General features: G+C 33.7%; 18 protein-coding genes. 7 read left to right on the plus strand and 11 right to left on the minus strand.

Annotated elements, in window-relative coordinates:
• Position 1: 1 nt before the first annotated feature.
• A complete protein-coding gene (locus Q0829_RS25785; RefSeq protein ID WP_298548552.1) occupies positions 2–406 on the minus strand; it encodes an ACT domain-containing protein in 405 nt (134 codons plus the stop codon).
• 2 nt (positions 407–408) lie between these two features.
• Entirely contained in the window at positions 409–972 is a 564-nt protein-coding gene (locus Q0829_RS25790) for a DNA-3-methyladenine glycosylase I (protein ID WP_298548553.1), read from the minus strand.
• 100 nt (positions 973–1072) lie between these two features.
• Here Q0829_RS25790 and Q0829_RS25795 point away from each other — a divergent pair, with 100 nt between their 5' ends.
• Positions 1073–1684, plus strand: coding sequence for a thioredoxin family protein (locus tag Q0829_RS25795; RefSeq protein WP_298548554.1), 612 nt, complete (start codon positions 1073–1075; stop codon positions 1682–1684).
• A 2-nt stretch (positions 1685–1686) separates the two neighbouring features.
• Here the strand turns inward: Q0829_RS25795 and Q0829_RS25800 are convergent, their stop codons facing one another.
• The 7 genes from Q0829_RS25800 to Q0829_RS25830 all read right to left on the minus strand — a co-directional run bounded on the left by Q0829_RS25800 (position 1687) and on the right by Q0829_RS25830 (position 6420).
• A complete protein-coding gene (locus tag Q0829_RS25800; RefSeq protein ID WP_298548556.1) occupies positions 1687–2391 on the minus strand; it encodes a hypothetical protein in 705 nt (234 codons plus the stop codon).
• Positions 2392–2424: 33 nt separating this feature from the next.
• Positions 2425–3132, minus strand: coding sequence for a tRNA pseudouridine(55) synthase TruB (truB, locus tag Q0829_RS25805; RefSeq protein WP_298548559.1), 708 nt, complete (start codon positions 3130–3132; stop codon positions 2425–2427).
• A 9-nt stretch (positions 3133–3141) separates the two neighbouring features.
• Positions 3142–3936, minus strand: coding sequence for an undecaprenyl-diphosphate phosphatase (locus Q0829_RS25810; RefSeq protein ID WP_298548561.1), 795 nt, complete (start codon positions 3934–3936; stop codon positions 3142–3144).
• 112 nt (positions 3937–4048) lie between these two features.
• Positions 4049–4309, minus strand: a complete 261-nt coding sequence (locus Q0829_RS25815) for a DUF3098 domain-containing protein (RefSeq protein ID WP_298548565.1) — start codon at positions 4307–4309, stop codon at positions 4049–4051.
• A complete protein-coding gene (locus Q0829_RS25820) occupies positions 4290–4697 on the minus strand; it encodes a hypothetical protein (protein WP_298548568.1) in 408 nt (135 codons plus the stop codon). The genes Q0829_RS25815 and Q0829_RS25820 overlap by 20 nt, the downstream gene beginning before the upstream one ends.
• An 11-nt stretch (positions 4698–4708) precedes the next feature.
• Positions 4709–5536 (minus strand): prolipoprotein diacylglyceryl transferase, encoded by an 828-nt coding sequence (gene lgt / locus Q0829_RS25825; RefSeq protein ID WP_298548570.1) that lies wholly within the window; start codon positions 5534–5536, stop codon positions 4709–4711.
• 5 nt (positions 5537–5541) lie between these two features.
• On the minus strand, positions 5542–6420 hold the full coding sequence (locus tag Q0829_RS25830) for a permease-like cell division protein FtsX (RefSeq protein ID WP_298548572.1): 879 nt from the start codon (positions 6418–6420) through the stop codon (positions 5542–5544).
• A gap of 246 nt (positions 6421–6666) precedes the next feature.
• On the opposite strand from Q0829_RS25830, the gene Q0829_RS25835 reads away from it, so the two are divergent.
• The 5 genes from Q0829_RS25835 to Q0829_RS25855 all read left to right on the plus strand — a co-directional run bounded on the left by Q0829_RS25835 (position 6667) and on the right by Q0829_RS25855 (position 12391).
• Positions 6667–6879, plus strand: a complete 213-nt coding sequence (locus Q0829_RS25835) for a 2-dehydropantoate 2-reductase N-terminal domain-containing protein (protein WP_298548575.1) — start codon at positions 6667–6669, stop codon at positions 6877–6879.
• An 84-nt stretch (positions 6880–6963) separates the two neighbouring features.
• Positions 6964–9927 (plus strand): class I tRNA ligase family protein, encoded by a 2964-nt coding sequence (locus tag Q0829_RS25840; protein ID WP_298548576.1) that lies wholly within the window; start codon positions 6964–6966, stop codon positions 9925–9927.
• A gap of 117 nt (positions 9928–10044) precedes the next feature.
• Positions 10045–10305: a SemiSWEET transporter gene (locus tag Q0829_RS25845; protein ID WP_298548579.1), complete on the plus strand. Its 261-nt coding sequence runs from the start codon at positions 10045–10047 to the stop codon at positions 10303–10305.
• 133 nt (positions 10306–10438) lie between these two features.
• The gene (gene ald, locus Q0829_RS25850; RefSeq protein WP_298548582.1) at positions 10439–11554 is read left to right on the plus strand and encodes an alanine dehydrogenase; all 1116 of its coding nucleotides are present in this window, start codon (positions 10439–10441) and stop codon (positions 11552–11554) included.
• A 135-nt stretch (positions 11555–11689) separates the two neighbouring features.
• Positions 11690–12391, plus strand: coding sequence for a zinc metallopeptidase (locus tag Q0829_RS25855; RefSeq protein ID WP_298548584.1), 702 nt, complete (start codon positions 11690–11692; stop codon positions 12389–12391).
• 1 nt (position 12392) lies between these two features.
• On the opposite strand, the gene Q0829_RS25860 is transcribed toward Q0829_RS25855, so the two are convergent.
• Both Q0829_RS25860 and Q0829_RS25865 read right to left on the minus strand, forming a co-directional pair.
• The gene (locus tag Q0829_RS25860) at positions 12393–12863 is read right to left on the minus strand and encodes an Lrp/AsnC ligand binding domain-containing protein (protein WP_298548587.1); all 471 of its coding nucleotides are present in this window, start codon (positions 12861–12863) and stop codon (positions 12393–12395) included.
• 68 nt (positions 12864–12931) lie between these two features.
• Positions 12932–14302 (minus strand): saccharopine dehydrogenase family protein, encoded by a 1371-nt coding sequence (locus tag Q0829_RS25865; protein WP_298548589.1) that lies wholly within the window; start codon positions 14300–14302, stop codon positions 12932–12934.
• Positions 14303–14455: 153 nt separating this feature from the next.
• Between Q0829_RS25865 and Q0829_RS25870 the strand changes: the two genes are divergently transcribed.
• Positions 14456–14839 carry a DUF423 domain-containing protein gene (locus Q0829_RS25870; RefSeq protein WP_298548590.1) on the plus strand — a complete coding sequence of 128 codons (384 nt, stop codon included), beginning with the start codon at positions 14456–14458 and terminating at the stop codon, positions 14837–14839.
• Positions 14840–14874 lie beyond the last annotated feature (35 nt).

Genomic DNA, 14874 nt, shown 5'->3' on the forward strand with positions numbered 1-14874 from the left:
GTTATCCTATATAGTGTTGAGATAAATTTTTAAGAACCTCAATTGTTTTTTCGCCATCCTTTGTATTAACAAAAATATGATCGTGATAATAACCTGCGATTACATTACAACTTATTTCGTGTTTAGCTAGTTCCGACGAAAAGATAGCGGTTAATCCTATAGCATCAAGTGAAGAATGGATTTTTAAAGTTATCCAAGAAGCAATAAATTCATATTTTAAGTTAAGATTATCAGCTTTTTCACGTCTTAAAATCAGTGTAATTCCTTCTTGCTCCCTGAACTCGCAGATAATGTCTTTTCTTTCGATTTGATCTGTCGTTTTTACCGTAGTAAATACATATTCTCCAAGTTGTAATTCTGGAGTCATTTTTTGAATAAGTGAGGTAAGATTCTTTTCTCCAGTCATTTTTAAACCTCTTTATATCTAAAACAGTTTATGGTATGATCGTTTACCATACCGATAGCTTGCATGAAAGCATATATAACAGTTGATCCTACAAACTTAAATCCTCTTTTTTTTAGATCCGTACTAAGACGATCTGATATTTCTGTTGTAGCAGGACATTCCTTATGATGTTTCCATGTGTTTACAATAGGTTCTCCATCTACAAACCCCCATATATAAGCATCAAAACTGCCAAATTCTTCTTGAATTTTTATAAAATTTTGTGCATTGCTTATAGCAGAATTAACCTTCAGTTTATTTCTAATGATACCAGCGTTTTGTAATAATTCTTCTTTCTTAGTATCATTGTATTGAGCAACAATTTTGTAATCAAAATTATCAAAAGCAAGTCTAAAGTTTTCTCGTTTTCTAAGAATGGTAATCCAGCTTAATCCGGCCTGAAAAGTTTCTAAGATTAAGAATTCGAACAAAAGACGCTCATCGTGCAATGGCACTCCCCATTCGTTATCGTGGTATGATTCGTATAATGAATCACCGATGCACCAACCGCATTTATGTTTTTCCATAGGTTTATTTCTAGTAGATAAAGATATTAGATTACTTTTGAATTTTTAGTGTAAGCTTTAAGAATATATATCGTCCTATAGGATAAGATATAAAGAAATTATGGAAACGACTACGATGACTATAAATGAATTAATAGAAGAAGGAATAAGCAATTCATATTCCTATGAAGAATATAGAAATACAGTAAGTAACTTATTATCTGAAGGGAAATCTACTGGTCACGAACAATCAGAAGCACTTACCAACTATAGTATGCTTAATGATCGTAGAATGAAGCGATTGGATAAAACACTAAAAATTAATGGTGCTATTGAAGAAACGTTTTCTAGTGCGACAACTAATATTACTTGGTTAGTCTTAACTGAGGGTTGGTGTGGTGATGCCGCTCAGTCATTACCTGTAATTAATAAGCTTTCTGAAATGAATGAAGGAATTGATTTAAGAATTATATCTAGAGATGCTCATGATGAGTTAATGAATAATTTTCTTACAAATGGTGGGAAAGCGATTCCAAAACTAATAGCATATAATCAAGAAACTAAAGAAGTAATAAATACTTGGGGTCCAAGACCATCTGTAGCTACGAAAATGGTAAATGATTACAAAGAAAAACATGGTGGTTTAGATCCGGAATTCAAACAAGATTTACAGGTTTGGTATAATAAAGATAAAGGAAGCAATATTGCTGAAGATCTGGCAAAACTACTATAAAGTTAGCCTCCGTAATTAAAGTAATACGTAATAAAACCTTTCTGTTCTTTTATCTCTGAGGATGAAAATAATGCATCTTGTGCATAGTCTAATGCATTATCAAAAAGGCATTCGTTTCTGGTGGTAGATTTCTTTTTGTCAATCTTAGCATCAATGACATAACCGTTTTGATTTACCTCAATTTTTACTACTACTTTTCCACTTCCGTTACAGGTATAGATAGGATTTGGGATATCTTTCTTTTCTCTACCTCTTAATGTAAAAGTAACAGAGCTATTTCTGTTGTTAACTTCTTCAGGTATTGGTTTTTCTTCTTTTTTATCCTCTGGAACTTCCTCAGAAGTGATGTCTTCGTTTATAGCTTCTTGTCCTTCTGTTAGTTGATCGCTATTAGAAGTTTCTTCTGTTATCTCTTCTGTTTCTGTAAGAGACTTTATTCTTTGTTCAAAATCTTCAGAATCTTCAAAATCTTCATTAAATGCATCATGGGTTCTTTTAGAGGCAATGAGTTCTCGTTCTTCTTCTGGTGGCGCTTCCGGTTCTTCCTCTTTAGTTAGTTCCTCCATCAATTCTTCTGGAATTTCCATCAGAATTTCGGATTGCTGTTTTTTCTTTTTCACCATATTAATATTATAGAGTGACAACACAAAAATACCCATTAGCATGGATGTGATAATTAAAGCTTTATGTTTTTCTATAAATTCCATAGGTATCTATAACTTCTTTTTTTCTACAATATTTTATGTAGTTTCAATTTCTGCGTGCAATTGATTTTCAAATACTTCTGGGCTAATTGCTTCATCCACAGAGAATTCTCCTATTTTGGTTCTTCTTAGAACACTTAAATGTCCTCCGCTTTGTAATGCTTTGCCAAAATCGTGTGCCAATGATCTAATATAAGTTCCTTTTCCACAAACTACTCTAAAATCAACTTCAGGTAACTCTACTCTGGTAATTTCGAAAGTCGAAATAGTAATTTTTCTTGATGCTATTTCTACTTCCTGTCCTTGACGAGCATATTCGTATAATCGTTTTCCATCTTTTTTTAAAGCTGAAAAAACTGGAGGATATTGTTCAATTTCACCTATAAATCGTTTGGTAGTTGTTCTTATAAGTTCTTCGGAAATATGATCAGTAGCAAAAGTTTTATCAATTTCTGTTTCTAGATCATAAGAAGGGGTTGTTGCTCCTAACGTAATAGTTCCAGTGTATTCTTTAGTCTGTCCCATAAATTCTTGTATACGTTTTGTGAATTTACCAGTACAGATAATAAGTAAACCAGAAGCAAGAGGATCTAGTGTTCCTGCGTGCCCTACTTTTATTTTTTTTATCCCAAAATTTTTACGAATTAACCAGCGTAACTTATTAACAACCTGAAAGGATGTCCATTGTAGAGGTTTATCGATCAAAAGAATTTGACCGTCTTTATAATCTTGTTCGGTTAGCATTATTGGGGACTATTTAATAAAACCAAAGATGATGGCAGCAACGCCAACAATAATACAATATAAGGCAAAATATGATAATTTACTCTTTTTTACCAAGGAAATCATCCAGGTGCAAGCAAAAAGCCCAGAAACAAAGGCAGCAATAAATCCTAGAAGTAAAGGTGTGCTGCTTTCTGTAGAAAAATTAAGATCTCCACTTACTAGGTCTTTCCCGATTTTACCAAAAATCAAAGGAATAACCATTAGAAATGAAAAACGGGCAGCTTTGGTTTTATCATTTCCTAGTAATACTGATGTAGAAATAGTCGCACCACTTCTCGAAATTCCAGGTAGCATAGCTATGGCTTGAGCAATTCCTATAACAAAGGCATTAGAGGTAGTAACTATTTTTGCTGTATCCTTTGCTTTATCGGCTAACCATAAAAGAATAGCGGTAATGATAAGCATAAAACCAACAAACGTAATATTTCCGTTAAAAAGTTGCTCAAGCTGTTCTTCAAAATACACGCCAATAATAACAGCGGGAATCATGGAAACGATTATTCTCAATGAAAACATCGTTTCATCATTTTTTTTGAATTGTAGTAATCCTTTAATAATCTGAAAAATGTCTTTTCTGAATATGACAATGGTACTTAATGCTGTTGCAAAATGTAATATTACAGTAAAAAGAAGAGGTTCGTCGGGAACACTTTCATCACCTAAAATAGCTTTTCCTAATTCTAAATGACCACTAGAAGAAACAGGAAGGAACTCTGTAAGTCCTTGAATAACACCTAAAATAATTGCATCAATAATCTCCATACGGAAAGATTTCTAAAATTCGGTGCAAATATATAGAACTCGTCTCGGCTTTTTGTTTTAAACCGAAAAATTTGATAAAGGTTCTATAACTACTAGAAGATAAATCGCTTAATTACGAGGTTTTCTTTTTGTTAGGGTTTAATAAAATAGCGTATACTTCGATACCAAAACCAATTAAAACAACTGTAGGTGCTAGTCTAATCCTTCTAAAATTATAAATATCAGGATTAAATACATTTGGGTCATCACTTCCTCCTCCTGCCATTAAAATAAATCCTAATGCAATGACAGCAATACCTATGGCCATTACTACATAGTTCTTTTTTCCAAAGACGAAATCTGGTTTATGTGTATTATTGGATTGTTTGTTCATGAATGTCGTTGTTAATTTCATTAAAAATAACGCGATCTTCGATCATTAATTTTGAGATATGTCCCATAATTTTATCACGTGTAAATATAGTCCATCTATGAATAGGATACAAAGTAACTTTTTTATTCAATAATTCTTTTTGTAATTCGTCTAAAGTTAGCCCATATTGTAATCCACGATTAATGTAATAGTAATGACTGTCATTTTCTAACGTTATGGCAATATCAAAACCACTTCCCTCTTCAATTTTTGTTACTTTTCCTGTAATTTCTATAACTTGATCGGGTTGTACATTACGTATAGGTTTAAACGTTTGAATCATTATCCACATAAAAATCACAAACAACACAAAGGATATAGAGAAGAATATTTTACCAGTTTTTTGCATAATCATTAACTTTAAGAAGGTACAGCTTCCTTTTTCAATATTCTAAGTGTTACCAAAACAATTCCCACTATGATAAAAGGAATACTTAACAATTGTCCCATATTTAATGTCATAGCATCTTCAAAAGCTACTTGATTTTCTTTAGAAAATTCAATAATGAATCTTGCCGAGAACATTAAAGTTAAAAATATTCCAAAAACCACTCCATTTTGTTGAAAGAAAATCTTCTTTTTGTTAAGATACCAGAGTATAGCGAAGATAGCTAGAAAAGAAAAGGCTTCATATAATTGAGTTGGATGTCTGGCGATTAAATCATCCTTTACGAAAACTACACCATAATTAGTATTTGTAGGCTTTCCATAGATTTCAGAATTCATAAAATTTCCGAAACGAATAAAAGCACATCCAATTGGGATAACAATGCTTACTTTATCCATGATCCATAAGAATGGAGTTTTGGTCTTTATGACAAACAATGAGATAGCAATCAAAATTCCAATTGCGCCACCATGACTAGCCAGGCCGGCAAAACCTGTGAAATCCCAACCTTCTGGAGATATTTTGAATGGAAGGAAAATTTCTAATGGGTGTTGCGAGAAATATGCAAAATCATAAAATAAACAATGCCCTAATCTTGCACCAACCAAAGTGCCAATAAATACGTAATTGGTAAGAGTATCCAGATTTTTTAATAAAATGTTTTCTGAAAGAAACATCTTTTTTAGAACAGTATAACTTAACAATAATCCAGTAACAAAAAATAACCCGTAATATTTTATTGGAAAAACACCAAAAAGAGTAGTAATTTCTGGATCAACGCTCCAATGTAATGGCTCCATAAATCCTAATAATATAATTCATCAGTTCTGAGATTCAGAAAACGTTGAGTAGCAAAAAATGTGCTTATCCAGGTAATCAAAATACCAATTCCAAAGACACCTCCGAATAAACCAATTAGTAATATTTTATCACTAAGCAATGCTAATTCCGGAAAAGCCTTATCCAGATAATATAAAACAACTCCTACTCCAATAAGAGCGACAATAGCTCCAATCATTCCCAAACGAACACTTTTCCATACAAAAGGCTTGCGAATAAATCTTTTGGTTGCACCTACCATTTGCATGGTTTTAATAATAAAACGTTTAGAATATACAGAAAGTCTGATAGAGCTATTAATTAGAAGTACGGCAATAAAAGTAAAAATCCCACTAATCAATAGCACCCAAAAACTTATTTTTTTGATGTTATCATTTAATAAAGAGATCAAAGGTTTGTCATACGCTACTTCATCAACAAAATCTTTTTTAGTAATAGATGTAGTGATTTCATCAATCTTTACCTGATCCACAAAATCCGCTTTTAGATAAACGTCAATCGAGTTCTGTAACGGATTATATCCAAGAAAATCCATAAAATTTTCACCTATATCCTTACTATGTTCTTCTGCAGCTTCATCTTTAGAGATATAAGTAGTGGATTTGGTGTATTCCGCCAGCGCTAAGCTTTTCTCCATTTGTTTGATCTCGACTTCTTTGGCAGTATCTTTTAGATAAATTGTAAGTGCAATTTTTTCTTTAAAATGATCAGCTACTTTTTTTGTATTCAGAACTAAAAGTCCCAGTAATCCCAGTAAGAAAAGTACCAGAGAAATACTAATAACCACAGAAAAGTAAGAGGATATTAGTCTGCGTTTCTGATATTTTTCAAAAGATGAGCTCATAGAGATTTGTTTTGCAGGTAAAAATAATAAAGTTAATGAGACTTTTAATTCTAAAAGGTCTCTCATTTTTAGAATTAATTATCACAATTAATAGCGTTTCACAGCTGAGCCAATTTATTATGATGTTTTAATTAACTTTGATCTATAAAGGTAACGGCTAATTGGGTTTAAAATTTTTGAAATCACAATAAAGATTAAATTTCTAAGAGCGTAGCGATCTAATCAATCTAATAATCTAAAAAGAATATGCATACAGTAATTATTGGTATTGGAGGTGTAGGAGGATATTTTGGAGGAAAAATTGCCAATTCTGGGCAAAAAACATCAATGATTGCCAGAGGAAAACATCTTGAAGCAATACTTAAGAATGGATTGCAAGTTAAAAGTATTGATGAAGATTTTGAGACCAGACCTTTTCTGGTAGCAGACGATATTAAGAAGGTTGATAAAGCAGATTAGATATTAAAACCTAAACAATTGTCAAGCTGAGAACCTTACAATTGTTTAGGTTTTAGTAAATTTGCGGTCTCAAAAAACAGGTTGATGAGTTACGATTTTAGAAACATTGAACAGAAGTGGCAAGACTACTGGAGAGAAAATAAAACATTTGTTGCTAAAAACCCTCCCCTTTTGGGGGAGATGGAGGGGGCTCCAAAATACTATGTGCTAGACATGTTTCCTTATCCATCTGGAGCAGGATTACACGTTGGGCATCCATTAGGATATATTGCCAGTGATATTTATGCTCGATATAAACGTCATAAAGGTTTTAATGTATTGCATCCGCAAGGATATGACTCATTCGGATTACCAGCAGAACAGTATGCGATCCAAACGGGGCAACATCCTGCAATTACTACCAAAGAAAATATCGCTAGATATCGTCAGCAATTAGATAAGATTGGGTTCTCTTTTGATTGGAGTCGAGAAGTAAAAACCAGTGATCCTACATTTTATAAATGGACGCAGTGGATATTTACAGAGCTTTTCAATTCGTGGTATGATAATGAAGCAGATAAAGCAAGGCCGATTACTGAATTAGAAACGATATTTTCTGAAGATGGAAATGCAAAAGTAAACGCTGTTTGTGACGAAGAAGTAACCGAATTTACCGCTGATGATTGGAACGGATGTTCATCTAAAGAAAAACAAGAAACATTATTAAAATATAGATTAACCTATCTAGCCGAAACCGAAGTAAACTGGTGTCCGCAATTAGGAACGGTGTTGGCCAATGATGAAATCGTAAATGGAGTTTCAGAACGTGGTGGTTATCCGGTAATTCGTAAAAAGATGACGCAATGGAGTATGCGAATTTCTGCATATGCACAACGTTTGATAGATGGATTGGATACTATAGATTGGCCACAACCATTAAAAGATTCTCAAACCAATTGGATAGGTCGTTCAGAAGGAGCAAGTGTAACTTTTAAGGTGATAGATTCTGTCACTTCGAGCGGAGTCGAGAAGCAACATACAATAGATGTTTTTACGACGCGACCTGATACTATTTTTGGAGTAAGTTTTATGACATTGGCTCCAGAACATGAGCTAGTATCTAAAATTACAACTCCAGAACAAAAAGCTGAAATTGATGCTTATATAGAAGCTACAGCAAAACGTAGTGAGCGTGATCGTATGGCCGACGTAAAAACCATTAGTGGTGTATTTACAGGAGCCTATGCAGAGCATCCCTTTACTAAGGAACCAGTTCCAGTCTGGATCGGAGATTATGTATTAGCGGGATATGGTACAGGAGCTGTGATGGCGGTGCCTTGTGGAGATCAACGTGATTATGATTTTGCAAAACATTTTGGGATTGATATTCCTAATATTTTTGAAGGAATTGATATTTCTGAAGAAGCCTTTGCAGATAAAGACAATACGATCATAGCTAATTCAGATTTTCTGAATGGTTTGAAATATAAAAAAGCAGTAAAAACTGCGATTTATGAGTTAGAAAAACTAGGGCAAGGACAAGGTAAAATTAATTATAGATTACGTGATGCAGTATTTAGTCGTCAGCGCTATTGGGGAGAACCATTTCCAGTGTATTATGTAGACGGTATGCCACAGATGATTGATCTAAAACATTTACCTATCCAATTACCAGAAGTAGAAAAATATTTACCTACTGAAACTGGTGAACCGCCATTAGGTCGAGCAGATGTCTGGGCTTGGGACACTTCAACGAATGAAGTAGTATCTAATGATTTAATAAATCATACAACGGTATTTCCTTTGGAGTTAAATACCATGCCAGGTTGGGCAGGAAGCTCGTATTACTTTAATAGGTATATGGATCCTAATAATACTGAAGAAGTATTCTCTCAGGATGCTATTAACTACTGGAAAGAAGTTGATCTATATATAGGAGGAAGTGAACACGCAACCGGTCATTTATTATATGCACGCTTTTGGCAAAAATTCTTATTTGATCGTGAGATCGTTCCTGTAGATGAATTTGCAAAAAAACTGATCAATCAAGGAATGATTTTGGGGACGAGTGCTTTTCTGTATGAAGCAATTCTTGAAGATAAGGATATTCCAAATATTTACTTTTCTTCAAAAGTTTTTGAACAAGACAATATAGAGAATGCTTCCAGTTGGAAAGAAAAAGAAGATTTCTTCAAAGAAAATGGAATACCAAACGAAGTAAAGTATCGGTCAATTCATATAGATGTTAGTTTATTAAAAGGAGATTTAGAGGTTGATATTGAAAACTTAAGGAATTGGAGAGAAGAATTTAAAAATGCAAAATTCTTTTGTGAGGATGATGGGAAGTTATTGGCTCATCGCGAAGTCGAAAAAATGTCTAAGTCCAAATATAATGTTGTAAATCCAGATGGAATCTGTGAACAGTATGGCGCAGATAGTTTACGTCTATACGAAATGTTTTTAGGGCCTTTAGAGCAAGCGAAGCCTTGGAATACTGCAGGTATCACAGGTGTGCACGGTTTTCTTAAGAAACTTTGGAAACTATATCATTCCCCCTTTGAAGGGGGTAAGGGGGATGTTTTTAATGTTTCTGATGCAGAACCAACAAAAGATAATCTGAAGACATTACATAAAACCATCAAAAAGGTAGAAGAAGATATCGAGAACTTCTCTTTTAATACGTCTGTAAGTACCTTTATGATTGCGGTGAATGAATTAACTGCTCAGAAATGTAATGCCAGAGAAATTTTAGAGCCATTGTTAGTATTAGTTTCTCCATACGCTCCTCATATCGCAGAAGAGTTATGGAATAAATTAGGGCATAATGAATCTATCGCTACAGCGTCATTTCCATTGTTTGAAGAGAAGCATTTGATAGAAAGCACAAAGCAATATCCAATTTCATTTAACGGTAAAATGCGTTTTATGATGGAATTATCTTTAGACTTAAGTAAAGAAGATATTGAAGCGGCCGTAATGGCCCACGAAAAAACACAACAACAACTTGATGGCAGAACACCTAAAAAAGTGATCGTGGTGCCTGGTAAGATTGTAAATGTAGTAGGGTAATTCTTAGAAAGAAATTTATGTCAGTCTGAGCCTGTCGAAGACTTTTGTGTTTGGTTTTGTAGCACTTCGACAAGCTCAGTGTGACTATGATAAGCTTACAGTTTTTTAGCAACAGATATGATCAACCCAGTAGAAATTCTTGGATTAGTAGCGGCGATATTAACAACCGCTGCTTTTTTGCCGCAAGTCTATAAAACTTGGAAGACGAAATCTGCAGAAAGTTTATCGTTATCCATGTTGTTAATTTTTGAAAGTGGAGTACTTTGTTGGTTGGTTTATGGATATTTGATAGATAGTTTACCTGTAATTTTTGCAAACTTTATTACAGCTATATCCGGATTTTTGCTACTTTATTTTAAATTTCGCTACAAAAACTAGAAGAAATTGCCAATTCTAACTGTGTTTTAACAAGTTATTGCATAATATAGTAAATTACGGATAAGATATTTTTTAGAGTTATTTTATTGTTTTATTTCAATAAAAAATTTATTTTCGACCAAAAATTAAGAATATGATAATTGGTGTTCCTAAGGAAATCAAGAATAACGAGAACAGAGTAGGTTTAACACCTGCCGGAACAATGGCACTCGTTAATCATGGTCACACTGTTTTCATTCAGCAAAATGCTGGTCTTCAGAGTGGTTTTAGTGATGATGAATATATCGGTGCAGGAGCAAAGATATTACCTACTATAGAAGAGGTGTATCAGACTGCTGAAATGATTATAAAGGTGAAGGAGCCTATAGAGCCAGAATATAAATTGATCAAGAAAGATCAATTGTTATTTACTTATTTTCATTTTGCTTCAAGCGAGCCTTTAACAAAAGCAATGATAGAGAGCGGATCGGTTTGTATTTCTTATGAAACTGTAGAAGATCCTGATCGTAGTTTACCGTTACTTACACCAATGAGTGAAGTAGCTGGACGTATGTCGATCCAACAAGGAGCTAAATATTTAGAAAAACCCTTAAAAGGAAGAGGAATTCTTCTTGGAGGAGTTCCTGGAGTTGCTCCCGCTAAAGTGCTAGTGCTTGGTGGAGGTGTTGTTGGAACTCAGGCTGCAAAAATGGCAGCAGGAATGGGAGCAGATGTAACAATTCTTGATATTAGTATGAAAAGATTACGTTATTTAGATGATGTAATGCCAGCTAATGTGAATACTGAATTTTCTAATGAATATACTATTCGTGAACATATAAAAACTTCTGATTTAATTATTGGAGGTGTGTTAATACCAGGAGCAAAAGCACCAAAGCTTATCACTCGTGATATGCTGAAGGATATGCGCGCTGGAACTGTATTGGTAGATGTTGCGGTAGATCAAGGTGGTTGTTTTGAGACAACAAAACCTACTACACATCAGGATCCGGTTTATATTATTGATGATGTAGTACATTATTCTGTGGCTAATATGCCAGGTGCGGTACCTTATACTTCAACTTTAGCATTAACTAATGTTACTTTGTCATATGCGATACAATTAGCAAACAAAGGCTGGAAAGTTGCTTGTGCAAATAACGAACCACTTAAAAAAGGATTAAACGTAATCAATGGAGATGTAGTGTATCCTGCTATTTCAGAAGCATTTAACCTTCCTTTGGAAGATGTAAATAACTATTTAAGTTAAACTCGACTTATTGGCTAACTCAAGTTTATTTAACTGAAAACCTCGTCCTTGTGGCGAGGTTTTTGCTTTTATTATTGTAAATTAGTATTAAAACGTAGAATAAAAACGCAATACAGTAATTAAAAATAAATAACTATGCTTTCAGGATATATGGGATATTATGTAATCGTTGGTGCAATTGCATTGATAAGCGGTTTAGTAAGTTCTCGGTTAAAAAGTAAATTCAATCATTATTCAAAATTACATCTTCAAAATGGAATGAGTGGAGCAGAGATTGCTACAAAAATGCTAGAGGATAATGGGATACGAGATGTAAAAGTAATTTCTACACCAGGAATGTTAACAGACCACTATAATCCAAGAAATAAAACCGTTAACCTAAGTGAAGGTGTCTATAATCAAAGAAATGCAGCCGCAGCCGCAGTAGCCGCCCATGAAGTTGGTCATGCAGTACAGCATGCAACTGCTTATTCGTGGTTAACAATGAGATCAAAATTAGTCCCGGTGGTAAGTATAGCTTCAAAAATGTCTATGTGGGTAATTATGGGGGGAGTTGCTTTAATGGCTAGTATGCAATTTGGCCAGACAATAGCATTGGTTGGATTGGCATTGTATGCAACAAGTACTCTATTTAGTTTTATTACCTTACCTGTGGAATATGATGCTAGTAATAGAGCATTAGCTTGGTTAGAAAATGCTAACATGGTAACAAGTAACGAGTATGCTGGGGCAAAAGATGCCTTAAAATGGGCTGCAAGAACATATGTGGTAGCGGCTATAGGCTCACTGGCGACTTTATTATATTTTGCATTGCAAATATTAGGTAGAAGAAGGTAATTCAGATCTTAATTTGTCTGTTAATTTGTTGATCTAGTGAAATAAATGTTTCCGTTCTAGAAACTCCTTCGATTGCTTGTATTTCTTTATTTAAAACATTCATTAAATGTTCGTTGTCTCTACATAGAATTTTAATGAATATGGACCAGTTTCCGGTAGTGTAATGACATTCAATTACCTCAGGAATGTCTTTCAATTGTTTAACTGCCTTAGGGTTGCTGACTGCTTTATCTAGATATACTCCAACAAAGGCCATGGTTTTATAGCCTAATACTTTTGGATCAATAATAAATTTGGAACCGGCAATAAGACCAGAAGCTTCTAGTTTTCTTAATCTTTGATGAATTGCTGCTCCTGAAATTCCAATCTTTCTTGCAATTTCTAAAATAGGTCTTCGGGCATCTTCCATTAGATTACGAAGAATCTCTTTGTCAATACCATCTATTTTTACGCTACCATACTGACCTTTCATAAAAAGACATGTTACAATTAATAATCAAAAATAGAGGTTAAGATTTAAAATCGAAACTTTTTGTATGATTATCCTTTTACACCGTCAGGATTGTATCCTAAATACTCACATTCTTTTTCCTTAAATACAATGCCATATTCCTCTAATTCCTTAAGGATTGGAGTGTATATTTCTTCTCTGATTGGTATTTGTACTCCGGTAGATGTGATTTCTTTGTTCAAAATTCTTAATGCAGCCATCGCAACAGGTAATCCCACGGTTCTTGCCATAGCAGTGTATTTTTGATCCTTGCCAATACATACCATTGTTGCATCTATCTGTTTACGTTCTCCATCAAGTTCGTATCCGAATTTATGATACATAACGATCATATCTTTATCTCCCTCATCTAAGGTCCATTTGTCCATTAGTATCTTCTGTAAGACTTGAGCTGGTGTAGCGTTCGGGATTCCCACTTTTTTATCAGTATTAAAGATATCTAGTTCTATTAATTTATCCCAGATAATATCGTCTTGATCAATTTTTAAATAATGACGAAGCTTTAACTCTACAGAATCTGTTGGAGAATAAGCAAGAAATGAATTTGTAAAATCGCGATAACTCATATGTTCAGAGTTGGCTAGTGTATAATCATCAGCTGTCATACCTAATTGTACAAAAATGTTCCAGGCTTTAGAAAACCCAACTCTTCTTATAGTTCCTCGATAAAGAGTTAAAATATCATCCAATCCATAGATGCTTTGATATTTTAAGGAATTTCTATTAGCGTATGCTTCAAAACGACCATATTCTTCTACCTCTAGGAATTCAGTTCTTCTGAATAATTTATGATAAGGGATGTATTTGTAGGTTCCTTCCTGTAGAAATTCTGCAGCACCACCTTGTCCGGCGACAACTACATTTCTAGGGTTCCAGGTAAATTTATAATTCCAAAGATTAGTGTCGCTTTCCGGAGCCACCAATCCTCCCGTAAAAGATTCAAATAGGATGATTTTTCCACCTTGATTACGAATTCGATCAATAACTTGCATAGCACTCATATGATCTATTCCAGGGTCTACACCAATCTCATTCATAAAAACAAGCCCTTTTTTCTTTACTTCTTCATGAAGCTCTTGCATCTCATTGCTTACATAAGAGGCTGTAACTAATGATTTTTCGAATCTAAGACAGTCTTTGGCTACTTCTATATGAAATCTGGCGGGAAGCATAGATACCACAATGTCTGCATTTTTAATGGTATCTTCTCTAGAGTCTTTATCAAAAACATCTAATTTGATAGCAGTAGTATTAGGATGATTTGCTGCAAGTTTAAGAGCGTTTTCAATAGAAACATCTCCGATAATAATATCTAAATTTTCAGATTCGGATTTATCCTGAAAATATTTAATTAAAACCGCAGTGGATTTACCTGCACCAATGACCAGTATCTTTCGCATGTTTAATGATTATTTTGATAACTTTGATGCGAATGTAGTAAATACATCAAAAAGTAAGTTCTCAATTTTGACGTATTCGTTATAATTTCAGATAAAATATGTCTAAAATTTATTTTTTGTTCAAAAAAATGATCAATTATTACTAAAACAAGAATGAATAAAACAATTTTGATTACCGGAGCAGTTGCAGCCTTATTGGCTGTGCTTTTAGGAGCATTTGGAGCGCATGGCTTAGAAAAGCTTGTAGATCAAGAAAGTATTAACTCTTTTCAGACAGGTGTTCGATATCAGATGTATCATGCAATCGTTTGCCTGATTTTAGGAAATATGGTTGTCTTAGAAGATGTTGCTAAAAAACGCATTTTTTATTTCTTCTTAACTGGAATGATCCTTTTTTCAGGGTCAATTTACCTTTTGGTAGTTGATGAAATATTAGGAATTTCTTTGTCAAGTATTGGTTTTGTTACACCTTTAGGAGGTTTTATGTTAATTTTAGGATGGATTTTCTTTGTAATTTCGCTTGTTAAGATTAAGTGAATTTTTTAACCGTTAGTGTAATATTTATTTATAAT

The sequence above is a fragment of the uncultured Aquimarina sp. genome, from assembly GCF_947492405.1.
GTDB lineage: Bacteria > Bacteroidota > Bacteroidia > Flavobacteriales > Flavobacteriaceae > Aquimarina.